Consider the following 23364-nt stretch of genomic DNA (forward strand, 5'->3'; position numbering starts at 1 on the left):
GCTGCCACCGCACGCCGGCGGCCGCCGTCCCGGACCGGGGCGACGGCCGCCCGCGTGCGTGCGGCCGGGGGTCGGGCGGGTCAGTCCTCGAGGAGGGGCGGGACGCCGGTCTCCCGGCCGTCGCACCAGGACCACGGGTCGAGGCCGCGGTCGTGCAGGGCCCGCATCGCGTGCTGCAGCAGCATGGCCGCGACGCCCTCCATCACCGGGGTCTCCGTGTGCTCACGGGACCAGTTGATGCCCCGGCACAGCTCGCGCAGGGTCTCGTCGTCGTGCGGGGGCGCCGTCGGGTCGAAGAGGCTGCCGAACGCGATGTCGCGGTAGGGGTTCGTCGCGCCGCTGGGGGGCCGCGGGGGAGTCCGTGGCGGGACGATCGGGACGTAGTAGCGGCGCGGCGGGCGGTGGCTGCGGTCTTCGGGGGTGCCGGAAAGGGGAGTGGGCATCGTTGCTCCTTCAGGGGTCGGGACCCCTGGGCGCTCGCCCGGCGGAGTCCGCTGTTGTCGGATGGACCTGCTCGTCACCTGGGGCACCTCTGCGGCAGAGGTTGCCGGACGGCCAGCCAGGGCTTCGCACCGTCACTCGTGAGCTGGTGGAGACGATAGGGGAGGGGTCCGACAGGCGGTCGGATAGATGGTCGGGTAGGTGGTCCGGCGCGGCCATCCGGTCGTCCGACAGGGCTGTGCCCCAGGCTGTTTCGCCCGGCGGGCGGCGGGTTGTCCACAGATCCGTGGTTCGGCGGGAGTCGTCCACAGATGCGTCTCCGGGGCTGGGGCAGTGTCGGTGGTCGCCCGTAGTGTCGGGTCATGGCAGGGGGATCCGCACTCGACGAGCACCGCTCGGCGATCGCCGACGCGGTCTCGGCGTTGCGCGCGCTGCCCGCGGACCTGTGGCGGGCCGGTGGCGCCGCGCTCGGGGAGCTCGCAGGTGAGATCGGTGGCCTCCATCAGGCGTGCGAGGCGGCGACGGTGGCGGTGGTCCGCGAGGCCGTCGAGCGGGGTGAGCCGCGGCGCGACGAGCGGGCGATGACGCCGGTGCAGTGGCTCCGGGCGCACGCGCCCACGTGGCGTGCCGGGGGCGCGGCGCAGGTGGTCGCGGTCGCCGAGGCCTTCGCGGTGCCGGGCAACTCGCCGGTCAAGGCGGCTGTGCAGGGAGGCAGCCTGCCGGTGCGCTCGGCGGCGGTCGTCGTGGCCGAGGCCGACCGGTTGCGCCCGCTGCTGGCCGAAGGGGTGGAGGAGGCCGTCGTCGCCGGGATGGTCGAGGTCACCGAGCAGCACGGTCCGGGCGCCTGCCGGCAGCTGCGGTCCGCGATCCTGGCCCGGTACGGCCGCGACGGGGTGCTCCAGCGCGAGCAGGACGCGGCGAGGCGGTTCGTCGCGCTGTCCCGGCCTCGGGTCGACCCGCTCGGGCTGGCGGAGTACCGGCTGACGCTCGATCCCGAGGGCCGGGCCGTGCTCGAGGCGGCGCTGGGGCCGTTGTCCGCACCGCGGCCGACCGAGGGTGAGCGTGACCTGCGCTCCGGCGAGCGCCGCCGCGGCGAGGCCCTGGTCTCGCTCGTGCGCCGGGCCGTGGCTGCCGGCGACCAGGTGGGGCCGCACGCGAAGACGACGCTCCTGGTCCAGGTTCCTCTCGAGACGCTGCGCACCGGGGTGACCGGGGCGGCCGAGACCGTCGCCGGGCCGGAGGCCGGGGTGCACCTCGCGCCCGAGACCGCGCGGCGGCTCGCGTGCGATGCGCAGGTCGTCCCGGTCGTCCTCGACGGCGTGGCCGAGGTTGCCGACCTGGGGCGGGCCCGCCGGTTGTTCACCGGTGGCCAGACCCGGCGGCTGTGGCTGCGCGACCGGCATTGCACCTACCCCGGCTGCGACATGCCCGCGCAGTGGACCGACGCGCATCACCTCGTCCACTGGGCCGACGGCGGCGCCACCGACCTGTGCAACGCCGCCCTGTTGTGCGAGCGCCACCACACCGTGGTCCATCAGCGACGGCTGACGGGCGAGGTCGTCTCCGACGGCGAGGGCCAGCGGGTGAAGTGGGACGTCACCGTGGGCTCCTACGACCTGCGGCTGGCGCAGCTCGCCGCCCGAGAACCCGCGTGACCCTGCCCCACACCCCGGCACCCCTGACGGTGCCGGGGCACGAGGCGTGGCTGCGGGTCCGCCCGGGCGGCGGAGGTCGGTGCCCCGCACTGGTTGCAGAACCGTGAGCCGGGGGCTGCTCGGTGCCGCACGACGGGAAGCTCAAACCCGCCTAGCTGCGCCGCTCGCCGGGCCGCTCGCCCTCATGCGCGCCCCAGCCTGCGGAGGACGACCTCGTTGGCCGCCGCCATCGACTCTTCGGCGCCGCGGACCGCCGCGAGGAAGTCCTCGCGGGTCATGGTGAGCAGGTCGGTGTCCTCGACGGCGGTGATCGTCGCGCTGCGGGGCGCGTCGCGGAGCAGGCCGATCTCGCCGAAGAACTCGCCCGGGCCCTCCTCGCGCAGCACCGTGCCGTCCTGGGTGACCTGGACGCGGCCGCCCTCGATGATGAAGAAGAGGTCCGACTCCTCGCCGGTGCCGATGACCTGGGTGCCACGTGCCACGTGCCGGCGGCCGAGCCCGCGGGCCAGGCCCTCCAGGGCGCCGGGGGCGAGCGGGGCGAAGATCGGGATGCCCCGCAGCAGGTCGAGGTGCTCGGGCGGCTGGAGGGTCGCGTCGAGGCGCAGGCAGCGGGGGAGGGAGAGCAGGGCCGGCAGCCCGACGACCAGGGCGAGGACGAGCATCGTCCACCGGATGCCGAAGCCGTCCAGGAGCAGGGGGGTGACGACGGCGCCGAGGGCCATCGTCGCGATGAGGACGCCCTCGTACGCGCCGAAGACCCGGCCGAGGACGTGGTCGGGGGCGAGGCGCTGGACGATCGTCACGAAGTTGACGTCGACGAGTGGGTTGCCGAAGCCGAGGAGGATGACGGCCGCGAACACGGTGACGGGTGAGGGGAATGCGACGACGAGCAGCAGCGGGAGCGACCACAGCGCGGTGCCGAGGGCGAGGTCGCTGGCGATCCGGTTCTTCGCGGCGCGGGCGATGGCGACGAACCCGCCGACGATGGCACCCACCCCGAAGGCCGAGTCGATGATGCCGACGCCTTCGGGGCCGGTGCCGAGGATCTCGACCGCGAAGACGACCCCGAACACCACCGAGGCGCCGGCCACGATCGTCTGGGTGCTGACGAGGAACGCGACCATGGTGAGGTCGCGGTCCTTGGCGATGTGGACGAAGCCCCCGGCCATCTCGCGGAGCATCCCCTCGGGGGGCGGGGCGTCGCTGTCGGCTCCCTCGGTCCGGGTGGTCTCGTCGGTCTCGTCGGTGGGGCATGCCGAGGCGACCGGATGGATCCCGGTGATGAGGAAGGCCGACCACAGGAACGTCAGGGCGTTGAGGACGAAGACGACCTCGACGCTGGTCGTCGCGATGAGCAGGGCGCCCAGGGCCGGGCCGAGGAAGAACGCGAGGCTCTCGATCGTGCTCGACGCCCCGTTGGCGGCCGCCAGCTCCTCCGGCTTGTCGGTGAGCGAGGGCAGCCACGCCATCTGCGCGGGGCGGAACACGCAGCCGACGAGGGACACCAGGGTCGCGACGACGAGGATGGCCAGTGTGGGTGCGTCGGCGACGAGCATGGCGGTGGCGACGAGGACGAGGACCGCCCGGGTGACGTCGGAGGCGATGAGCACGAGCTTGCGGGGGAAGCGGTCTGCGAGGGTCGCGCCCAGAGGTGCCGCGACGGCCATCATGAGGAGCCGGACGGCGCTCCAGATGCCGATCAGCTTGGCCCCGCCCACGCCGTACGCCCAGACGATGACCGCCGTGGAGTAGGCCCAGTCGCCGACCATCGACCCCGCGAGGGCGAGCTGGATGCGACGCAGGGCGGGGTTGAGGAAGACCGAGCGCAGGGAGGACCACGCGTCGCGTACCGCGTTGCGCGCGCCGCTCGAGCGTGATGCCGGAGGTTCGGTCTCGACCGCCAACTGGGCCCCCTCTGCGCCGCACGACTGCGCCGTCGTCAATGGATCATCCGGCGCGGAAATGACCCCGTCCATAGCCTGATCGGGCCATGCCGATCCTGGGCCGTCGGACCGCCGTTGACCTGCGAGATCACCCGCCTGTGGATAACTCGGCTGGCGGTTTCCGCGGCTTTGGCTAGCGTGGTTCCGACGGGGGTCGCCACGGGGGTGGCCGGGGAGGTTTCGATGGGGCACGGTCACCGGTTCCGGCTGGGCGTCGTGGGGGTGCTCGGGGTTGTCGTGGTCGCGGGCTGCAGCGCGTCCGGCGGCTCGCCCACCGCCCCGACGCCGAGCCCCGATGCGACGCCCAGCATGTCGGTGAGCGCGTCGCCGTCCGCCTCGCCCTCGCCGAGCCCCAGCCCGAGCGGCCCCGACATCCCCGCCGCAGCCAGACAGCAGACCGACGCCGGCGCCGAAGCCTTCGTCAAGTACTTCTTCGAGCAGTTCAACGTGGCTTGGACCGAGCCGCGCCCCGGCCTGATCGCATCCCTCAGCGACCCTGACTGCCAGTTCTGCGCCAAGTCGGAGACGACGGCGCGCCGATTGGCTGATCAGAGTCAAAGGTACGAGCGCGCGCCCCTCACCCTCGAGAAGGCGGAACCCTTTGCCGGTGCTCCAGGCAATGAGGCCTACTTGTACGTGGAGTTCACCCAGCACGGGGCAGACATTGTGGATGCCAATGGGAATCGTGTTGGTGGCGACCAGAGGGGTGATGCGCGGGCAAACGCTGCTCTGAAGTGGTCGGGCGAGGGTTGGAGGGTCCTTGGGATCGAGGCGTCCGAATGAGAGCCATCTCGCTTATCGCGGCGGTCGTCCTCGGGCTCAGCGCTCCGGCGGTCGGTGCTGATGAGCCTCCGGGGGGAGGTGCCATGGGGAATCTGTCGGATGCCGGATCTGTGGTGCGGACGGCGACCCGTGAGGACCTGGAAGCACTGGGGCGCAGCTATTTCAGGAATGTCGTCGCGAAGGGACCGTTCCACGACTACGCCGCGGTGTCCGTGTGCGGGAACCCGAAACCGGGGGACCGGGACGCGGGCAACCTGTGTCCGCAGTCCTGGGGCCTGTGCCGGATCGCATCCGGCGGCGGGGACGGCCCGGCTGTGGCCGTGTTCCGGCGGCTCGTCGAGGCGGACGGCACCCCGCTCGCGGGTCCACCGGGTCAGTGGCAGCCCGTGGACCTGACGTGCTGGCCGGACCAGGTGCCCGGCGCGGGCAGGACGCTGACGATGGCCATGATCCGGGAGGCCTTCCACGACACCGACTTCACGGTGGCGTCGGTCAACATCCAGCCCGAGGGTGACGTCACGCTCGTCAACCTGCCGACGTACTTCGAGGTGGTCTTCCCCGACGACGGCTTCGGCCCCGACGAGGTGGATCGACCCGACCCTGCGCGGCTGCTGGGCTACGCGGTCGAAGTGCGGCCCCGGCTGAAGAGCGTCACGTACCACCTCGGGGAGCGGACCATCGGCCCGACCACCGACCTGGGCGGTCCGCACCCGGACGGCTCGGTGGTCCACACCTACACCTCGCCGGGGGAGCACGAGGTGCGGGCCGACATCGTCTACACCGGGCAGTTCCGGGTCGGCGGCAGCGGCTGGATCGACATCCCCGGGCAGGTGGCGTTGCCGGGGGAGCCGGTGACCCTGAGCGTGCGCGAGGCGCGGTCGAGGCTCTACACCAACTGAGCGCCCGCACCGGGCGCCACGGCGTCGCCGGGCCGCAGCGCCCGCCTCGTCCACAGGGCGGGGCGCTGCCCTCGGTTGTCCCCAGGTGGGCCGCGCGGTCGGTGCGTCGCCCCGCCTCTGTCGGTGGCTGCGCCTACGGTTGTCGCAGACGTCGATCGGCGCACGGCCGCGACGCGGGCAGGGCTCAGGAGGTGCCGGATGGACGTGCAACACGCGCTCGCCATGGGTCGGCGGCTGCTGCACGAGCACAACCTCCACGGGTGGACCGTCGTCGCCGACCGGGCCAAGACCCGGGCCGGGGTGTGCCGCTTCGGGCCCCGTCAGATCGGGATCAGCGGGCCGCTGACCCGGCTGCACTCCGAGGACGAGGTCCGCGACACCCTGCTCCACGAGATCGCCCACGCCCTCGTCGGGCCGGCGCACGGGCACGACGAGGTGTGGCGGGCCACCGCGCGGCGCATCGGGTGCAGCGGTGAGCGCTGTGTCTCGCCCGACTCACCGCGGGTGCCGGGCGACTGGGTCGGTCGCTGCCGGGCCGGGCACGAGCGCACCCGCCACCGGGCCCCGACCCGCCTCATGTCGTGCGGGCGCTGCTCACGACGCTTCGACCCGCAGCACCTCTTCACGTGGAGCTACCGCGGCAGTCCGGCCACGTTGCCCCCGTCGCACGCCGCCGAGCTCGCCGCGCTCAGGCGCACCGAGGTGTCCGCCCGGGCCGTCGTCCCGCCCCGGCTCGGCGACCACGTCGAGGTGGCGGACGGGCCATGGCAGGGGCGTGCCGGTGAGGTCGAGCTCGTCGGTGCCACCCGGTGCCAGGTGCGGGTGGGGGACGACCTCGTCAGCGTCCCGCTCGAGCTGGTCCGCGTCCTGACCGGCGGCGACGCAGCCTGATCGGGGCGACGCGGCCTGAAACGACGCCGTGTCGGCCGGGGGGGGGTCCGGCGTGGGATGCGGCGGGGGTGAGCACACTCACCCCCGGGACGGTCATGAGCCCCTCCGGCAGGCCGGACAATCGAGGGGTGACTGAATCGACCGAGCAGGGCCGGACCTCGACGGATCCAGCGACCCCGGAGCACGCGGCGACGTCGTTGACGCGGATCGCAGACGCGGAGTCGGCGGTCGCGAACGCCTACGAGGGGGGCGGGGACGCAGACGAGGCGGTCGCGGACGCCCAGGAGACCTCGACGGAGCCGGCGACGACCGGCACCGAAGTCCAGCAGGCGGGCCCGGAGGCAGACGGGTTCGGCACCCCCGACGGCGCGCCGACCCGGTACGTCGACGGCGCCTCCAGCGTCTTCGCCGACTGGCAGCGGCCTGAGGTCACCCTCGACCGCGCCGTCGTCTTCGCCGGCGGTGGGGTCACCGGCATCGCGTGGGAGGCGGGCATCGTCCTCGGCCTGCGGGACGCCGGCATCGACATCCGCAACGCCGACACCATGATCGGCACGTCGGCCGGCTCGATGGTCGCCGCCCACCTGCGTCTCGGCACCGACGACGAGGCCTTCGACCTCGTCCGGCAGGGTGCCCCGATGACCGAGGTGGGGCGGCTGCGACCCACCGACGCCGGCCGCTACCTGCGAGCCCAGCTGAGCCGCGACCCCCGCGACGGTCGGGCCATCGTCAGCCGGGCCGCGCTGTCGGCCACGACGGCGACCGAGGAGGAGTGGCTCGACACCGTCGGCTTCGGGCTCGTCGGCCGGGAGTGGCCCGAGGGCCGCCTCCTCATCACCGCCGTCGACGCCGAGACCGGCACGTCGGTCGTCTTCGACGGCTCCGGCGGGGTCCCCCTCGAGCGGGCCGTCGCCGCCAGCTGCGCCGTCCCCGGGGTGTTCCCCGCGGTCGAGATCGCCGGTCGCCACTACGTCGACGGCGGCCTGCGCTCCATCGCGAACGTCGACCTCGCCGCCGGCCACGCCCGCGTCCTCGTCCTCGCGCCCTACCCCGTCGGCGGTCAGGTCTACGAGCTGCCGCGGGTCCAGGCGTGGGCGCTGCGCCGCCACAGCAAGTCCCAGGTCGTCGTCCCGGACGCCAAGGACCTGTGGGCGATGGGCGCCAACCCGCTCGACACGACGCGCGGGTCGACCGTCCTGGACCGGGCCCGCGAGCACGGGCGGCGCATCGCGCCGCGCATCGCCGGCCTGTGGAATGACTGACCGCCCGGACTCGTTAGAGTCGCGGCACCGAGAAGGAGGATGACGATGACCGAGACCCGGCAGGATCAGGACCGAATGAGCACGCTCGACTCCGCCGCCCACATCGAGCTGACGGAGCGGTACGCCGCCCACAACTACCACCCGCTGCCCGTCGTCCTCAGCCACGGCGAGGGCGCCTGGGTGACCGACGTCGAGGGCCGCCGCTACCTCGACTGCCTCGCCGGCTACTCGGCGCTCAACTTCGGGCACGGCCACCCGCGGCTCCTCGCCCGGGCCCACGCGCAGCTCGACCGCCTCACCCTGACGAGCCGGGCGTTCTTCAACGACACCCTCGGCCCGTTCGCCGAGAGCCTCGCCCAGCTCACCGGCAAGGAGGTCATCCTCCCGATGAACACCGGTGCCGAGGCCGTCGAGACCGCCCTGAAGGTCGCCCGCAAGTGGGGGTACCGGGTCAAGGGCGTCCCCGAGGGCGAGGCCGACATCATCGTCATGGAGGGCAACTTCCACGGCCGCACGACGACCATCGTCAGCTTCTCCGACGACAAGGTCGCGCGCGACGAGTACGGCCCGTACACCCCCGGCTTCGGTGCCGTGACGTACGGCGACGCCGAGTCGGTCCGCGCCGCCATCACCGACACGACCGTCGCGGTCCTGCTCGAGCCGATCCAGGGCGAGGGCGGGGTCGTCATCCCGCCCGAGGGCTTCCTGCGCGAGGTCCGCGCCATCTGCGACGAGGCCGGGATCCTCATGATCGCGGACGAGATCCAGTCCGGCCTGGCCCGCACCGGGCGCACCTTCGCGTGTGACCACGAGGACGTCGTCCCCGACATCTACGTCATGGGCAAGGCCCTCGGCGGTGGCCTCTACCCGGTGTCCGCCATCGCCGCGGACCACGCGGTGCTCGACGTCGTGACGCCCGGCTCGCACGGCTCGACGTTCGGTGGCAACCCGCTCGCGGCGGCCATCGGCCACGAGGTCGTCACGATGCTCGCCGAGGGCGAGTTCCAGCGCCGGGCCGCCGACGCCGGGGCGCTGCTCGAGGCCGGGCTGCGCCCGCTCGTCGGGAACGGCCTGGCGGCCATCCGGGTGCGCGGGCTGTGGGCCGGGCTCGACATCGAGCCCGGTGGGCCGAGCGGGCGGACGATGAGCGAGCGCCTCATGGAGCGGGGCGTCCTCGCCAAGGACACGCACGGGTCGACGATCCGGCTCGCGCCGCCGCTCGTCATCACCGAGGACGAGATCCGTCTGCTCGTCGACGCCGTCGCCGACTCCCTGCACTGACCGACTCCTGCACTGACCGACTCCCTGCACTGACCGACGCCCCGCCGAGCCCCAGCCGGGCCCGGCGGCCGTCGTGCGCCCGAGCGTCAGTCCGCGGCCGGGTGGATCGCCGCGCGGGCGGCGTTGCGGGCGATCGCCTCGACGATCTCGGCGCGCCGCGGCTTCGGCAGGTCGTGGCCCATGTCGGGGAACAGCAGCAGCCGGGAGCCCGGCACCGCCCGCGCTGTCGCGACGCCGCCGCTCCAGGAAACCAGGGGGTCGGCGAGGCCGTGGATGACGAGGGTCGGCACGTCGACCCGGCGCAGGGCCTCCGTCCGGTCCGGGCTGCCGAGGATGGCGAGCAGCTGGCGCACCGCCCCGATCGGGCTCGTGCTGCGCGCGACCGCGTACCGCACCTGCTCCTCGATCTCGTCCTCGTCGAAGTGCGGCCCGGCGATGAGCCGCCAGCCCTCGACGCCCAGGCGCACCGCCTCCTCCTCGTCGGTGGGCCGCGGGGTCGTCAGCGACAGCGCCATGGTGGGCAGCAGCCGCAGCGACACGGTGCCGCTCCGCCGGTTGCCCGTGTTCGACATGATCGAGGTGAGCGTCCGCACCCGCTCCGGATGGTCGATGGTCAGCTGCTGGGCGATCATCCCGCCCATCGACACCCCGACGACGTGAGCCTGCGCGACGTCCAGGTGGTCGAGCAGCGCGACGGCGTCCTCGGCCATGTCCGAGAGCAGGTAGTCGGGGCGCGCGGCGCGACGGTGGACGAACGCGCGCATGACGTCACCGCGGGTGGGCGGCGGGCTCTCGGTGCGGGAGGACAGGCCGATGTCCCGGTTGTCGAGTCGGATGACCCGGTAGCCGTGCTCGGCCAGCCCGTCGACGACGTCCGCCGGCCACGCGACGAGCTGGGTGCCGAGCCCCATGAGCAGCAGCATCGGCTCGCCGTCCTCCGGGCCGTCGACCTCGTAGGCGATCTCGACGTCGCCGAGCTGTGCGGTGGTCATGGAGGAAGTCTCGCACCCGGGCTCCGGCCGGCCCGGACCCCGCGGTTAGGGTGAGCGCGTGATCGAGCCGCTGACGTACGCCGTCGTCGGGGCGTCGGCCATCCTGTGCGTCGTGGCCATCTGGTACGCCGTCCGCGACCGCCTCATCGACGACCTGCTCCTGCTCCTCGCGGGTCTCGTCGAGCTCGGCCTGGTCGTGCTGCTCGTCGGCGGGCTGCTCGACCTCGGCCACATCACCGACTCGGCCGAGCGCGCCACCTTCGTCGCCTACCTCGTGAGCCTGCCGGTGATCCCGGTGGGGACGGCCTTCCTCGCCATCAAGGAGAAGTCCCGGTGGGCGATGGGCGCGGTCGCGGTCGGGGCCTTCGCCGTCGCCGTCATGACCGCACGCCTCCTGCAGATCTGGGTGTCCTATGGCTGACGCCTCCCGCCGCGCCCTCGGGGGCCCCGGCGTCCTGCTCGTCGTCGTGTACGGCGTGCTCGCGCTCGCCGCGACCGGGCGCTCGGTGCTGCAGATCTCCGAGTACTTCGAGCGGGCGCCGCTCGCGTACCTGCTGTCGGCGTTCGCCGCGGTCGTCTACATCCTCGCCACGTGGTGCCTCGCCCGCGGGGGCCGCTGGGTGCGGGTCGGCATCGTCGCGTGCGCCGTCGAGCTCGTCGGCGTGCTCGTCGTGGGACTGGCGTCGTTCCTCGTGCCCGCGGCCTTCCCCGACAAGACGGTGTGGTCGCACTTCGGCCAGGGCTACGGGTTCGTGCCGCTCGTCCTGCCCGTCCTGGGCCTGCTGTGGTTCCGCCGGCTCGAGCACTCGGCGCTCGCGCGCGACACGGACTCGCGAGCGTCCGAGAGCTGAGCCCGGCGGCCGGTCCCGGTCAGGGACGCTTGCGGTCAGGTCACCGGTCGGCGGTGGGCTCGAGGACGAGGACCGGGATGAGCCGGTCGGTCTTGGTCTGGTACTCGGCGTACGGCGGGTAGGCGGCGACGCACCGCTCCCACCACTGCTCGCGCTCCTCGCCGGTGACCTCGCGGGCGGTCGCGTCCCACGACTCGGTGCCGTCCTGCAGCCGGATCCGCGGGTTCGCCTGGAGGTTGGCGTACCACTGCGGATGCTCGGGGGCGCCGCCCTTGCTCGCGACGGCCGCGTAGACGCCGTCGTGCTCGACCCGCATCAGCGGGACCTTCCGGACGGCGCCCGTCTTCGCGCCCCGCATCGTCAGCAGGACGACGGGGCGGTCCATCACGGACACCGCGCGGGTCGTGCCCTCGGCCTCGATCTGCTGGACCTGCTCGCGCACCCAGGTACTGGGGCTCGGGATGTATTTCTCGCTCATGACGAGGTGTAACTCAGTGGTCGCTCGAGGTCTTCCACAGGTTGATGCCCCCGTCGACCGCGTGCTTGTCGATCTTCGCGAGCTCGGCGTCGGTGAACGACAGGTTCTGCACCGCGTCCAGGCTGTTGTCGAGCTGTTCGACCGAGGACGCCCCGATGAGCACGGAGGTGACCCGCGGGTCGCGCAGCGCCCAGGCGAGGGCCATCTGCGCCAGGGACTGCCCCCGCGCCTTCGCCATCCGGTCGAGCGCCCGCACGTGCTTGAGCGAGGTCTCGGTGAGCAGCTCGGGGTCGAGCGACTTGCCCTGCGCGGCGCGCGAGCCCTCGGGGATGCCCTTGAGGTACTTGTTCGTCAGCATGCCCTGGGCGAGCGGGGAGAACGCGATGCAGCCCACGCCCTCGACCCCGAGCACGTCGAGCAGGTCCTCCTCGATCCACCGGTTGAGCATCGAGTACGACGGCTGGTGGATGAGCAGCGGGGTGCCCAGCGCGCGGAGGATCTCGACGGCCTCCCGGGTCCGGGGCCCGGAGTAGGACGAGATGCCGACGTAGAGCGCCTTGCCGGCGCGCACGAGCGAGTCCAGCGCGCCCATCGTCTCCTCGAGCGGGGTCGTCTCGTCGAAGCGGTGGCTGTAGAAGATGTCGACGTAGTCGAGCCCCATCCGCTGCAGCGACTGGTCGCACGAGGCGGTGATGTACTTGCGCGACCCGCCGCCCTGGCCGTAGGGGCCGGGCCACATGTCGTAGCCGGCCTTGGAGCTGATGACCAGCTCGTCGCGGTACGGGCGGAAGTCGCGGGCGAAGATCGCGCCGAAGTTCCGCTCGGCGCTGCCGTAGGGCGGCCCGTAGTTGTTCGCAAGGTCGAAGTGCGTCACCCCGCGGTCGAAGGCGCGCCGCAGCGTCGCCTGCTGGCGCTCCAGCGGCACGTCGTCGCCGAAGTTGTGCCAGAGCCCGAGGGAGATGGCGGGCAGGTCGAGCCCGGAGCGGCCGGTGCGGCGGTAGGGCATCCCGGCGCGGTAGCGGCCCGCGGCGGCCTTGTACTCGTCGGCGTGGAAGGTCATGCGCTCATCCTGCCCGCCGGGCGGCGCGTACGGTGGCGGGGGAGTTCGGTGGGTGAGACGGGGTAGGCGCGAGGGGCACGGCGTCGCGCATCATGGAGCCAGGTCATGAGCGCCAGCGTCAAGCCCCGGCTCGCTGGCCGGCAACCCTCCTCCGCGGTGGGGTGCCCCGGGTGAGGACCAGGCGAGCGGCTCCTGCCGCCCGCAAGCGCGGGAGACCCCCCGGTACCCCGCCGAACACACGTCCGCGTGCGTTCGGCCGCACGGCTGGACGCACCAACGAAGTTTGGAGCGACACCATGAGCGACCCGTCCCAGTGGGGTTTCGAGACCCGGCAGGTGCACGCCGGCCAGCAGCCCGACAGCGCCACCGGCGCTCGCGCCCTGCCCATCTACCAGACGACCTCCTACGTCTTCAACGACACCGCGCACGCCGAGAACCTGTTCGCGCTCAAGGAGTTCGGCAACATCTACACCCGGATCATGAACCCGACCCAGGACGCGGTCGAGCAGCGGGTCGCGGCCCTGGAGGGTGGCGTCGCGGCACTGCTCGTCTCGTCGGGTCAGGCGGCGACGACGCTCGGGCTGCTCAACATCGCCGAGGCCGGCGACCACATCGTGTCCAGCGCCGCGCTCTACGGCGGTACCGTCAACCTGCTCAAGTACACCTTCGCCAAGCTCGGCGTCGAGGTGACCTTCGTCGAGGACCACGCCGACCCCGAGGCGTGGCGGGCCGCGGTGCGCCCCAACACCAAGGCCTTCTTCGGCGAGACGATCGCCAACCCCAAGGCCGAGCTGCTCGACATCGAGGCCGTCGCGGCCGTCGCGCACGAGGTGGGCGTCCCGCTCGTCGTCGACAACACGATCGCGACCCCGTACCTGCTGCGTCCGCTGGAGTGGGGCGCCGACGTCGTCATCCACTCCGCCACGAAGTACCTCGGCGGGCACGGCACCTCGATCGCCGGCGTCATCGTCGACGGCGGCACGTTCGACTACACCAAGGACCCCGAGCGGTTCCCGAACTACAACACCCCGGACGAGAGCTACCACGGGCTGCGGTACGGCCCCGACCTCGGCGTCGGCAGCCCGTTCGGGGCGAACCTCTCGTACATCCTGAAGGCGCGGGTGCAGCTGCTGCGCGACCTCGGGTCGGCGATCAGCCCGTTCAACGCCTTCCTCATCTCGCAGGGGCTGGAGACCCTCAGCCTGCGCGTGGAGCGGCACATCGAGAACGCCCGGCGGGTCGCGACCTACCTCGAGCAGCACCCGCAGGTGGAGTCGGTGCGGTGGGCCTCCCTCGACAGCAGCCCGGACAAGGCGCTCGCCGACAAGTACGTCCCGCTCGGCGCCGGCGCCGTCCTCGCCTTCGAGATCCGTGGTGGCATCGCGGCCGGGCGGGCGTTCGTCGAGGGGCTGAGCCTGCACAGCCACGTCGCGAACATCGGGGACGTGCGCTCGCTGGCCATCCACCCCGCCTCGACGACCCACAGCCAGGGTGGCGACGACGACCGGCTCGCCGCCGGGGTCACCCCCGGGCTCGTCCGGCTCGCGGTGGGCATCGAGACGGTCGAGGACATCATCGACGACCTCGACCTCGGCTTCGCGGCCGCGCTCGGTGCCGGGGCCCCTGCGGACTCGACCCCCGAGCTCGTCGGCTCCGACGCCTAGCGGAGCACCGCGCCGGCCCGGCCGGCCCTGTGGAAAACCCCGCGGCCCGTCGGCGGGGTCGGCCTAGCGTGGCCGCCATGACGACGTACCGGGTCGACGCCGAGACGGTCCTCGCCACGGGGGCCGCGCTCGCCGACGTCGCCGAGTCGCTCGCGCTGACGGGCGACCCGGCGGCTGACCGGTGGGCGCTCGGGCCCGGGGCGGTGGGCCCGGCGCTCGAGGAGCTGCTCGGCGGCTGGCGGCACGCCCGCCTCGTCCTCGCGGAGTCCCTCGCCGGGCTGGCGGACGCCACGGTCGACGCGGGCGGCCTGTACCTCGACACCGAGGCCGGGCTGTCGCGCAGCCTCGGGGGCGGGCCGCGGTGATCGGCCTGCCGCCGGTCCCCGGGTCCGCCCCGGGCGTGCGGGCCGTGGCCGACGCCGTCGAGGCCACCGGGCAGCGCCTGGCGGCGGCCTGCGCCGACCTCGTCCGGCTCCGCGACGGTGCCGTCTGGGACGGCCCGGCGGGGTCGGCCTTCGCGGCGCGCATCGGCGAGGTGCCTGGCCTGCTCGACCGCGCCGCGCGACGGCACCGCGCCGCCGCGCCACCCCTGCGCGAGTACGCCGACGTGCTCGAGGCCGAGCAGGCCGTGGCCGGTCGGTGCGTCGAGGAGCACGCCGAGGCCCACCGCACCGTCGTCGTCCTCGAGGACCGCGCCTACGCGCTGGCCGCCGCCGGCCGCGACGAGTCCTCGCCCGAGCTGCTCCTCGTCCGGGCGCTCCAACGTGAGGCGACCGCCGCGATGGTCACCGCCGAGGCCCGCCATCGCGGGGCGCTGCACCGCCTCGAGGCCGCCGACCGGCGCTGCGCGGCGGTGCTGCGGGCGCTCGCCGACGACGGGCTCGCCGACGGTGCCGTCTACCGGGGGCTGCGCGCCACGAGCCGGGCCGGGCACGGGGTCGGGGCCCTGGCGGCGTTCGGTCGCTGGGCGCCGTCGCTGTCGGCGCTCGGCGTCGTGGGCGACGCCGCCGGCACCGTGGCCGACACGGGGCTGCTCGTCGGCTACGGCGAGGGCCGCTGGGCCGACGTCGCGGCCGGTGCCGGGCTCGCCGCCACGGGGTTCGCCGGAGACAGCCTGCGGGCGGGAGCCACCACCGGCGCCGTGCGGCGCGCCGACGGCACCGTCGTGGCGGCCGGGCTCACGGCGCAGGAGCGTCTCGTCGCCGGGATGGCGGCCACGGCACGGCGGCGCATCGCCGCCACCCGCGCCCGGTTCACGGTGCCACCCGATCGGGGCACCGCCAGCGCCCTGCTGGGTGGTCCCGCCCCCCGCGTCCCGGGCTCGGTCGCCGAGCGGGCGCGCGGCGCGGTGCGGTCGGCCGCCCGGGCCCGGCTCGACCGGGTGCGGGGCGAGCTGTCGCTCGTGTCCGCCGGTGGGCCGTCCACCGCGCGGATGTACGCCGGCGGGGTGGCCCTGCAGGCGGCGGCCCGGGCGGCACCGCACGCCCCGCCCGTGCGGGAGCGGGGCTGGGGTGGCCGCTGACCGCCACCTATCCTGTCCGCCATGCCCGCCCCGCCCACTGCCGCGCTCGCGCCGGTGGACCTGCACTACCCCGAGCACCTGCCGGTCGTGGCCCGCCGCGACGACATCCTCGCCGCGATCCGCGACCACCAGGTCGTCGTCATCGCGGGCGAGACCGGCTCGGGCAAGACGACCCAGCTGCCGAAGATGTGCCTCGAGCTGGGCCGGGGCGGGGACGGCGCGCAGATCGGGCACACCCAGCCGCGGCGCATCGCCGCCCGCTCGGTGGCCGAGCGGATCGCCGAGGAGATGGACGTCGAGCTCGGCGGCGTCATCGGCTACCAGGTGCGCTTCGGCGACCACAGCAGCGACGCGACCCGGGTCAAGGTGATGACCGACGGCATCCTTCTCAACGAGATGCAGCGGGACCGCGACCTGCGGCGCTACGACACGATCGTCATCGACGAGGCCCATGAGCGCAGCCTCAACATCGACTTCATCCTCGGCTACCTCAAGCAGCTGCTGCCGCGCCGGCCCGACCTCAAGGTCATCGTCACGTCGGCGACCATCGACCCCGCCCGGTTCGCCCAGCACTTCGCCACCGACGAGCGCGGTGAGGTCGTCCGGACCGTCCCGGTGCTCGAGGTCTCGGGGCGCACCTACCCGGTCGAGATGCGCTACCGGCCCCTCGTCGAGCTGGACGCCGACGGCCGGCACGTCGTCGCCGAGAAGGAGCAGGTCACCGGGGTCGTGGAGGCCGTCGAGGAGCTGTGGACCGAGGCCCCGCCGAGCCCGGACGCCACCGACATCCTCGTGTTCTTCTCGGGGGAGCGCGAGATCCGCGACGCCGCCGACGCCCTGACCGCGCTGAAGCTCCCGAACACCGAGGTGCTGCCGCTCTTCGCCCGGCTGTCGGCCGCCGAGCAGCACCGGGTGTTCCGCCGGGGCAGCGGCCGCCGCATCGTGCTCGCGACGAACGTGGCCGAGACGTCCCTGACGGTCCCGGGCGTCGGGTACGTCGTCGACACCGGCACGGCCCGCATCTCCCGCTACAGCCAGCGCACCAAGGTCCAGCGCCTCCCCATCGAGCCGGTCAGCCGGGCCAGCGCCGCCCAGCGCGCCGGGCGTTGCGGCCGCGTCGCCCCCGGCGTCTGCATCCGGCTGTACTCCGAGGAGGACCACGACGCGCGCCCGGAGTTCACCGAGCCCGAGATCCAGCGCACCTCGCTGGCGTCGGTCATCCTCCAGATGACCGCGCTCGGCCTCGGCGACGTCGCCCGGTTCCCGTTCGTCGACCCGCCCGACGCCCGCCAGGTGGCCGACGGGGTGCGGCTGCTCGAGGAGCTCGGCGCGTTCTCCACCGAGGAGCGCGGGGCTGGCCGGCACCGGGGCCGCGGGCGCCGGCTCACCCCGACGGGGCGGATCCTGGCCCGGATGCCGCTGGACCCGCGGCTCGCGCGGATGGTCGTCGAGGCCGGCCGGCTCGGCTGCACCCGGGAGGTCCTCGTCCTCGTCGCGGCCCTGTCGATCCAGGACCCGCGCGAGCGGCCCGCCGACAAGGAGGCCCAGGCCGCGCAGAGCCACGCCCGGTTCAAGGACGAGCGCTCCGACTTCGCCTCGCTGCTCACCCTCTGGCGCTACCTCAAGGGCCGGCAGAAGGAGCTGTCGGGCAGCGCCTTCCGCCGGATGTGCCGCGCCGGGTACCTGCACTACCTGCGCATCCGCGAGTGGCAGGACCTGCACGCCCAGCTGCGCCGGGCGGCGCGGTCCGCGCGGATCGACCCGGACCAGGCGACCGCGGCCCCGGACGCCGACCCCGACTGGGACACCATCCACAAGGCGCTGCTCGCGGGGCTGCTCTCGCACGTCGGGGTCCGCGACGAGGTGAAACGCGAGTACCTCGGAGCCCGCGGCGCCCGGTTCGGCATCAACCCCGGCTCGGCCCTGTTCCGCAAGAAGCCGGAGTTCGTCGTCGCCGCCGAGCTCGTCGAGACCTCCCGGCTCTGGGCCCGCACCGTCGCCGTCATCGACCCCGCCTGGGCCGAGGAGGTCGGCGCGCACGTCGTCACCCGGACCGTCAGCGAGCCCCGCTGGAGCAAGAAGGCCGGCGCGGCCGTCGCCACCGAGCGGGTCACGCTCTACGGCGTCCCGCTCGTCACCGACCGCACCGTCCAGTACGCCCGGATCGACCCGGAGGCGAGCCGCGACATCTTCATCCGGTCCGCCCTCGTCGAGGGCGACTGGGACCCGCGCCACGACTTCTGGGCGGCGAACCGGCGCACCCTCGAACGCGTCGCCGAGCTCGAGGAGCGGGCCCGCCGCCGCGACATCGTCGTCGACGACGAGGTCGTGTACGCGTTCTACGACGACCGGATCCCGGCCGACGTCGTCAGCGAACGGCACTTCGACCGGTGGTGGCGCGGGGAACGGCGCCGCGACCCCGACCTGCTGACCCTCACCGAGGACCTGCTGACCTCCGACGCGGGGGACGACGTCTCGGCCACCGACTACCCCCGCACCTGGCGGCAGGGCGACCTCGAGCTCGACGTCACCTACCAGTTCGCGCCCGGCCAGGCGGCGGACGGGGTCACCGTGCACGTCCCCGTCGCGGTCCTCAACCGGCTCACCCCGGCCGGCTTCGACTGGCAGGTGCCGGGCCTGCGCGACGAGCTCGCGGTGGCGCTCATCCGCTCGCTGCCCAAGGCGACGCGCCGGCACTTCGTCCCCGCTCCGGACCACGCGAGTGCCGCACTGCGCGAGGCCGACCCAGCGCGCGGGCCGTTGACCGAGGAGCTCGCCCGGGTGCTGCGGCAGCGCACCGGGGTCGCCGTGGACCCGCAGGAGTTCGACCTCGCGCGGGTGCCCGGCCATCTGCGCATCACGTTCTCGGTCGAGCGGCCGGGCGGCCGGGTCGTCGCGGCCGGCAAGGACCTCGAGGCGCTGCGCGAGCAGGCCGGGGGAGCGGTGCGCGAGGGCATGTCGAAGGCCGGGGCCTCCCTCGAGCGGACCGGCCTCACCGACTGGGATCTCGACACGGTCCCCGAGACCTTCGAGGGCCGGGTGGGCGGCCAGACGGTGCTCGGCTACCCGGCGCTCGTCGACGCGGGGGAGTCGGTGTCGCTACGGGTGCTGCCGGACGCGGGCTCGGCCGCCGCCGCACACCGCGCCGGGGTCCGCCGGCTGCTGCTCCTCACGACGACCGCGCCGTGGAAGCGGGTGCTCGCCCGGCTCAGCAACGCCCAGAAGCTCGCGCTCGCCGACAACCCGCACGGCTCGGTGCCGGCGCTGCTGCAGGACTGCCTCGACGCCGCCGTCGACGCCATCGTCGCCGAGCACGTCACCGGGCCCGTCCGCAACCGGGCGGACTTCGACGCCGCGCTCGCCGCCGTCCGCACGCACTCGGCCACCCGGGTCCTCGGCGTCGTCGAGGCGGTCGAGCCGGTGCTCGTCCTGGCGGCCCAGGTCCGCCGCACCCTCGACGCCCTCGACCGCGGCGCCGCGGCGGCGGCCACGGCTGCGGCCCGGGCCGACGTGCGGGCCCAGCTGGACGGCCTCGTCCGGCCCGGGTTCGTCGCCGCCACCGGGGTGGGCCGGCTCCGGGACCTGCAGCGGTACCTGCGGGCCGCCCAGCACCGGCTCGAACGCGCGGCGACGAACGGGCGCGAGCCGGTGCTGCAGGAGCAGGTCGATGCCGTCGAGAGCGCCTACGCGGACCTGCTCGACGCGCTGCCCGCCGTGGGTCGCGCCGCGCCCGAGGTCGTCGACATCGCCTGGATGATCGAGGAGCTGCGCGTCGGGCTGTTCGCGCAGACCCTGGGCACCGCCTACCCGGTCTCCGAGAAGCGGGTGCGGCGAGCCATCGCCGAGGCCGCCGCGTCCTGAGCCGGAGCGGCCGGGGGAATCCTCGGGCCCCTCCCCGACGTTCCCCTGGCAGGAACATCCCCGTGAAAGGCTGGAGCCGTGCACCACCCGACCGACCTGTACCGCCTCGAGAGCGACGCCGACCTGGGCACCCCCCGGCCGGGCGTCCTGCTCGTGCTGCTCGGCGGGTTCATCGACGCCGGTCAGATCCAGCAGATCCTGGGGAGCCACCTCCTCGAGACCGGCGACCCCGAGGTCGTCGCGTCCTTCGACGTCGACCAGCTGCTCGACTACCGGGGCCGCCGCCCCGCGATGGTCTTCGACACCAACCGCTGGGTCGAGTACGACGACCCCGCCATGGTGCTGCACCGGCTCACCGACCGCGACGGGCAGACGTACTACGTGCTCACCGGCCCCGAGCCCGACTACCAGTGGGAGCGGCTCGTCGAGGCCATCCGCGAGGTCATGGCGACCCTCGAGATCTCGATGGTCGTGACGACCCACGGCATCCCGATGGGCGTGCCGCACACCCGCCCGGTCGGGATGACGGCGCACGCCACCGACGAGGCGCTCATCGGTGACGCCCAGTCGCCGTTCGGCCGGGTGCAGGTGCCGGGCGCGTTCGGTGCCCTGCTCGAGCTGCGGCTCGGCGAGGCGGGGCAGCAGGCCCTGGGCTTCGCCATCCACGTCCCGCACTACCTCGCGAACGCCGAGTGGGCCGAGGGCGCGCTCGCCGCGCTCAACGCGGTCGTCGACGCGACCGGGCTCAACCTGCCGAACGACGACCTCGTCACGCGGGCCCGGGTCAACCAGCAGGCGATCGCCGCCGAGGTCGACGACAGCGACGAGGCCCGCCAGGTCATCACCGCCCTCGAGCAGCAGTACGACGCGTTCGTCGAGGGCAAGCAGCGTCCCAGCCTGCTCGCCACCGAGGCGTCCCAGATCCCGTCGGCCGACGAGCTCGGGGCCGACTTCGAGGACTTCCTGCGCACCGTCTCCGACGACGACTGACCGACGCACGACGCCTCGCCCGGCCGCCCCGCCGCTCCTCGCGGGACGACGGCATTCTCGGGTGCCCCGATAACCCGGCGCTTCACCCCGGAAGTCTTCTCGGGGGAAGAGCTGCTTTCTCGGGTGACCCGATAATCCCGCAGCCCTGCGGAGCTCAGTCCTTGGCGTCGGACCAGCGGGCGATGACCGAGGTGTCGGCGACGAACCGCACCGGCGCGCCCCCGGACCAGCGGCGTGCCGCGTCGGTGAGCGCGAGGTCGACCCGCGCCGCCGCCTCCTGCGCGTGCTCCTGCGGCACGTGCAGCAGCAGCTCGTCGTGGAGGCAGAGCACGACGGCGGCGTCGAGGTCGCGCACGGTGGCCCGCACCGTGGCCGCCCACGCCTTGAACAGCTCGGCCGCCGACCCCTGGATGACGGCGTTGCGGGCGAAGCGCCCCCGGGCGGCGTCGAGCGCCGGGTCCGCGCCCGGTGGCCGGGCGGCCAGGACCCGCCCGGTGCGCACGAGCCGCCCGCCGTACGTGCGCAGCGGCTCGCCCCGCCGGCCGCTGGCGTAGGCCCGGTCGAGCAGCCCCATCGCGACGGGGTAGGCGGCCTCCAGCCCCTTGAGCGCCTCGCCCGCGGCACCGCTGCGCTGGCCGTACATCGCCGCGAGGACGGCGATCTTCGCGACCGCCCGCTCGACCCCGAGCCGCTGCGCCACCGGGGCGTACAGGTCGTCGGCGCGGGTGGCCGCGGCGAACGCGGCGTCACCCGAGACGACGGCCAGGACCCGCGGCTCGATCTGGCCGAGGTCGGCCCGCACGAGCACGTGCCCGGGATGGGCCGCGACCCCGGGGCGCAGCACGGCCGGGAGGTTGTGCAGGCCGTTCTCGGCGGTCATCCGCCCGGCCGCGCCGTCGCAGGCGGTCCACCGGCCGCGCAGCCGGTCGTCGGGGCCGACGTGGGCGTCGAGCCACCGGTAGCCGTACGTCGTGGCGATCCGCTCGTCGCGCCGCCAGGTGAGCAGGGCGCCGACGACGGGATGGACGTCGCGGTACGGCTCGAGCACCCACTTGCGGGTCGAGGGCACGTCGACCCCGACGGCGGCGAGCATGTCCTTGACCTGCGCCGGGTTGCGCAGGTCGAGGTGCTCCCGCCCCGGCAGGTGCCGGAGCACGAGGGCGTCGCGGGCCCGCCGGGCCGCGGCATCGTCGGCGTCGGTGGCCGAGCGCGGCCCGGCGGCCTCGGCGACGAGCTGCTCGGTGCGGGCGCGGTCGAGGGGGAGCCCGTCGCGTTCGAGCTCCAGGCACAGCAGGGCCGCCGCCGACTCCGACGCCACGGTGGCGGCGAGCCGCGGTGAGACGCGCGACGCGGCATCGAGCTGCCGGCGCGCGGTGGCCAGTGCGGCCTCGGCCCAGGCGCGCAGGTGGGTCGGGTCCTCGGTCCAGCGGGCGTGGTCGGCGCGCAGGTGTCCCGCCGCGTCGACGAGGACGTCGTCGGCCGGCAGGTCCGGGGCTGCCACGAGGTCGAAGAGGTCGCCGGTGGGCGCGGCGGGGACGGTGTCTGGGGCCAGCCCGTGCGCCGCGGCCCACGCGAGCCCGGGACCGGCCTCCACGCCACCGTGGAGCAGCCGGTGCGCCTCGGCGACGTCCCAGGCGCGCGCCAGATGCACCCGGGCGGCGACGGCCTCGGCGGCGTCCTGCGCGGCCCACCACACCCAGCGGGGGCGGTGCGCGGCCTCCACCTCGGCGACCGCGTGCGCCATGTCGGAGCCCGCGCCGGTACGGACCTCGCCGTCATGGAGCAGCGCCACGGGCCGGGTCCCGTGGTGGCCCGGGCCCGCGACGAGGACCGCGACGTCGGCTCCGAGCACAGCAGCAGGCTACGGGGCGGGCCCGTCACCGGGACGCCGGTCCGGCACCGGCACGGCGCGACCCGGCGGCCTGCACCGGGGCCCCGGGTGGCGGACCCCCGCGTGGCAGGATGACGAGTGCCGGAGACCGTGCGGGCCGACCTGGCCTCGCCCCGACCGATGCTGGAGGAACCACGTGGGACTGCTCGACCGAGGTCGCCGCGGCACGGACGCGGTCCGCGACACCCGCACCGCCCTGGAACGCGCGGAGGACGCGCCCGGTGACGACGGGGTGCTCGCCGCCCAGGCCGTGCGCGTCGTCGACACCATCCTCGAGCTCGGCATCGACGGCCGGGGCCCGTTCGCCTCGGCGGCCAAGGTCGCCGACTCCGCCCTGCGCTCGGCCGACGGCGACGTCGAGAAGGCGGTCGAGTCCATCGTCCGCTCGCACACGACCCGGGCGGGAGCCGAGGGCTTCGTCACCGGCCTCGGCGGCTTCGTGACCCTGCCCGTTGCGCTGCCCACCAACGTCGTCGCGTTCTACGCGCTCGCGACGCGGATGACCGCCGCCATCGCCAAGGTGCGCGGCCACGACATCGCCCAGCCGCAGGTGCGCACCGCCGTCCTGCTCACCCTCATGGGGGCCGACGCCGACGACCTGCTCAGCAAGGCCCGCATCGCGACGCCCGTCAGCGGCCGGCTCATCGACCTCGCCGCGCAGCGCCTCCCCGGCCCGGCGACGATGGTCGTCAAGAAGGGCGTGTTCTTCAAGCTCGTCGCGAGCTCCGGCAAGAGCGTCCTCGCCCGGTTCGGCCGGGGCGTCCCGGTCCTCGGCGGCGTCATCGGGGCGGGCGTCGACATCGTGATGCTCCGCCGGGTCGCCGTCGACGCCCGCCGCGAGTTCCCGCGGGTCGCCGGGCAGATCGGCCCCGCCTGACCCGTCGGGCCCCGGAAACAGCA

Annotated in this window: 20 protein-coding genes and 2 riboswitches; of the genes, 14 read left to right on the forward strand and 6 right to left on the reverse strand. The window is 74.3% G+C overall.

Annotated features, from left to right (window positions below; translation table 11 throughout):
* Positions 1 to 80 precede the first annotated feature (80 nt).
* A complete protein-coding gene (locus Q0963_RS02865; protein WP_299442188.1) occupies positions 81 to 443 on the reverse strand; it encodes a hypothetical protein in 363 nt (120 codons plus the stop codon).
* 45 nt (positions 444 to 488) lie between these two features.
* A riboswitch (SAM riboswitch) is annotated at positions 489 to 587 on the reverse strand.
* Between the two features lie 216 nt (positions 588 to 803).
* Here Q0963_RS02865 and Q0963_RS02870 point away from each other — a divergent pair.
* Positions 804 to 2096: an HNH endonuclease signature motif containing protein gene (locus tag Q0963_RS02870; protein WP_299442191.1), complete on the forward strand. Its 1293-nt coding sequence runs from the start codon at positions 804 to 806 to the stop codon at positions 2094 to 2096.
* A gap of 182 nt (positions 2097 to 2278) precedes the next feature.
* Here Q0963_RS02870 and Q0963_RS02875 read toward each other — a convergent pair whose 3' ends face one another.
* Complete coding sequence (locus tag Q0963_RS02875; protein ID WP_299442194.1) at positions 2279 to 4000, reverse strand: MFS transporter; 1722 nt, start codon at positions 3998 to 4000, stop codon at positions 2279 to 2281.
* Positions 4001 to 4114: 114 nt separating this feature from the next.
* Between Q0963_RS02875 and Q0963_RS02880 the strand changes: the two genes are divergently transcribed.
* From Q0963_RS02880 to rocD, 5 genes are all read left to right on the forward strand, one after another.
* Entirely contained in the window at positions 4115 to 4822 is a 708-nt protein-coding gene (locus tag Q0963_RS02880; RefSeq protein WP_299442197.1) for a DUF6318 family protein, read from the forward strand.
* 314 nt (positions 4823 to 5136) lie between these two features.
* A complete protein-coding gene (locus Q0963_RS02885; protein ID WP_299442200.1) occupies positions 5137 to 5721 on the forward strand; it encodes a hypothetical protein in 585 nt (194 codons plus the stop codon).
* A 198-nt stretch (positions 5722 to 5919) separates the two neighbouring features.
* Positions 5920 to 6612: a SprT-like domain-containing protein gene (locus tag Q0963_RS02890; RefSeq protein WP_299442203.1), complete on the forward strand. Its 693-nt coding sequence runs from the start codon at positions 5920 to 5922 to the stop codon at positions 6610 to 6612.
* A gap of 128 nt (positions 6613 to 6740) precedes the next feature.
* Positions 6741 to 7874: a patatin-like phospholipase family protein gene (locus Q0963_RS02895; protein WP_299442206.1), complete on the forward strand. Its 1134-nt coding sequence runs from the start codon at positions 6741 to 6743 to the stop codon at positions 7872 to 7874.
* A gap of 75 nt (positions 7875 to 7949) precedes the next feature.
* Entirely contained in the window at positions 7950 to 9155 is a 1206-nt protein-coding gene (gene rocD, locus Q0963_RS02900) for an ornithine--oxo-acid transaminase (protein ID WP_299442209.1), read from the forward strand.
* A gap of 86 nt (positions 9156 to 9241) precedes the next feature.
* Here rocD and Q0963_RS02905 read toward each other — a convergent pair whose 3' ends face one another.
* Entirely contained in the window at positions 9242 to 10147 is a 906-nt protein-coding gene (locus Q0963_RS02905) for an alpha/beta fold hydrolase (RefSeq protein ID WP_299442212.1), read from the reverse strand.
* Between the two features lie 58 nt (positions 10148 to 10205).
* Here Q0963_RS02905 and Q0963_RS02910 point away from each other — a divergent pair, with 58 nt between their 5' ends.
* Together Q0963_RS02910 and Q0963_RS02915 are read left to right on the forward strand one after the other, a co-directional pair.
* Positions 10206 to 10568, forward strand: a complete 363-nt coding sequence (locus Q0963_RS02910; protein WP_299442215.1) for a hypothetical protein — start codon at positions 10206 to 10208, stop codon at positions 10566 to 10568.
* Positions 10561 to 10998, forward strand: a complete 438-nt coding sequence (locus Q0963_RS02915) for a hypothetical protein (protein ID WP_299442218.1) — start codon at positions 10561 to 10563, stop codon at positions 10996 to 10998. The genes Q0963_RS02910 and Q0963_RS02915 overlap by 8 nt, the downstream gene beginning before the upstream one ends.
* Before the next feature lie 40 nt (positions 10999 to 11038).
* Here Q0963_RS02915 and Q0963_RS02920 read toward each other — a convergent pair whose 3' ends face one another.
* Entirely contained in the window at positions 11039 to 11476 is a 438-nt protein-coding gene (locus Q0963_RS02920) for a nitroreductase family deazaflavin-dependent oxidoreductase (RefSeq protein ID WP_299442221.1), read from the reverse strand.
* 13 nt (positions 11477 to 11489) lie between these two features.
* Entirely contained in the window at positions 11490 to 12536 is a 1047-nt protein-coding gene (mgrA, locus tag Q0963_RS02925; protein ID WP_299442223.1) for an L-glyceraldehyde 3-phosphate reductase, read from the reverse strand.
* 101 nt (positions 12537 to 12637) lie between these two features.
* A riboswitch (SAM riboswitch) is annotated at positions 12638 to 12750 on the forward strand.
* An 82-nt stretch (positions 12751 to 12832) separates the two neighbouring features.
* Between mgrA and Q0963_RS02930 the strand changes: the two genes are divergently transcribed.
* The 5 genes from Q0963_RS02930 (at position 12833) to Q0963_RS02950 (ending at position 20573) form a co-directional block, all read left to right on the forward strand.
* Positions 12833 to 14200 (forward strand): bifunctional o-acetylhomoserine/o-acetylserine sulfhydrylase, encoded by a 1368-nt coding sequence (locus tag Q0963_RS02930; RefSeq protein ID WP_299442224.1) that lies wholly within the window; start codon positions 12833 to 12835, stop codon positions 14198 to 14200.
* 77 nt (positions 14201 to 14277) lie between these two features.
* Positions 14278 to 14565 carry a hypothetical protein gene (locus tag Q0963_RS02935; protein WP_299442225.1) on the forward strand — a complete coding sequence of 96 codons (288 nt, stop codon included), beginning with the start codon at positions 14278 to 14280 and terminating at the stop codon, positions 14563 to 14565.
* The gene (locus tag Q0963_RS02940; RefSeq protein ID WP_299442226.1) at positions 14562 to 15722 is read left to right on the forward strand and encodes a hypothetical protein; all 1161 of its coding nucleotides are present in this window, start codon (positions 14562 to 14564) and stop codon (positions 15720 to 15722) included. Before Q0963_RS02935 ends, Q0963_RS02940 begins: the two co-directional genes overlap by 4 nt.
* Before the next feature lie 21 nt (positions 15723 to 15743).
* On the forward strand, positions 15744 to 19583 hold the full coding sequence (hrpA, locus tag Q0963_RS02945) for an ATP-dependent RNA helicase HrpA (RefSeq protein WP_299442227.1): 3840 nt from the start codon (positions 15744 to 15746) through the stop codon (positions 19581 to 19583).
* A gap of 78 nt (positions 19584 to 19661) precedes the next feature.
* On the forward strand, positions 19662 to 20573 hold the full coding sequence (locus Q0963_RS02950) for a PAC2 family protein (RefSeq protein ID WP_299442228.1): 912 nt from the start codon (positions 19662 to 19664) through the stop codon (positions 20571 to 20573).
* Between the two features lie 154 nt (positions 20574 to 20727).
* Here Q0963_RS02950 and Q0963_RS02955 read toward each other — a convergent pair whose 3' ends face one another.
* Positions 20728 to 22317 carry a DNA polymerase gene (locus Q0963_RS02955; RefSeq protein ID WP_299442470.1) on the reverse strand — a complete coding sequence of 530 codons (1590 nt, stop codon included), beginning with the start codon at positions 22315 to 22317 and terminating at the stop codon, positions 20728 to 20730.
* Positions 22318 to 22600: 283 nt separating this feature from the next.
* On the opposite strand from Q0963_RS02955, the gene Q0963_RS02960 reads away from it, so the two are divergent.
* Positions 22601 to 23341 carry an EcsC family protein gene (locus tag Q0963_RS02960; RefSeq protein WP_299442229.1) on the forward strand — a complete coding sequence of 247 codons (741 nt, stop codon included), beginning with the start codon at positions 22601 to 22603 and terminating at the stop codon, positions 23339 to 23341.
* Positions 23342 to 23364 lie beyond the last annotated feature (23 nt).

The organism is uncultured Phycicoccus sp., assembly GCF_947495705.1.
Classification (GTDB): Bacteria; Actinomycetota; Actinomycetes; order Actinomycetales; family Dermatophilaceae; genus Phycicoccus.

Coding starts and splice junctions, on each gene's coding strand:
- Q0963_RS02865 (WP_299442188.1), bottom strand. CDS start 443: ATGCCCACTCCCCTTTCCGGCACCCCCGAAGACCGCAGCCACCGCCCG.
- Q0963_RS02870 (WP_299442191.1), top strand. CDS start 804: ATGGCAGGGGGATCCGCACTCGACGAGCACCGCTCGGCGATCGCCGAC.
- Q0963_RS02890 (WP_299442203.1), top strand. CDS start 5,920: ATGGACGTGCAACACGCGCTCGCCATGGGTCGGCGGCTGCTGCACGAG.
- rocD (WP_299442209.1), top strand. CDS start 7,950: ATGAGCACGCTCGACTCCGCCGCCCACATCGAGCTGACGGAGCGGTAC.
- Q0963_RS02905 (WP_299442212.1), bottom strand. CDS start 10,147: ATGACCACCGCACAGCTCGGCGACGTCGAGATCGCCTACGAGGTCGAC.
- Q0963_RS02915 (WP_299442218.1), top strand. CDS start 10,561: ATGGCTGACGCCTCCCGCCGCGCCCTCGGGGGCCCCGGCGTCCTGCTC.
- Q0963_RS02920 (WP_299442221.1), bottom strand. CDS start 11,476: ATGAGCGAGAAATACATCCCGAGCCCCAGTACCTGGGTGCGCGAGCAG.
- mgrA (WP_299442223.1), bottom strand. CDS start 12,536: ATGACCTTCCACGCCGACGAGTACAAGGCCGCCGCGGGCCGCTACCGC.
- Q0963_RS02930 (WP_299442224.1), top strand. CDS start 12,833: ATGAGCGACCCGTCCCAGTGGGGTTTCGAGACCCGGCAGGTGCACGCC.
- Q0963_RS02935 (WP_299442225.1), top strand. CDS start 14,278: ATGACGACGTACCGGGTCGACGCCGAGACGGTCCTCGCCACGGGGGCC.
- hrpA (WP_299442227.1), top strand. CDS start 15,744: ATGCCCGCCCCGCCCACTGCCGCGCTCGCGCCGGTGGACCTGCACTAC.
- Q0963_RS02955 (WP_299442470.1), bottom strand. CDS start 22,317: ATGGCGCACGCGGTCGCCGAGGTGGAGGCCGCGCACCGCCCCCGCTGG.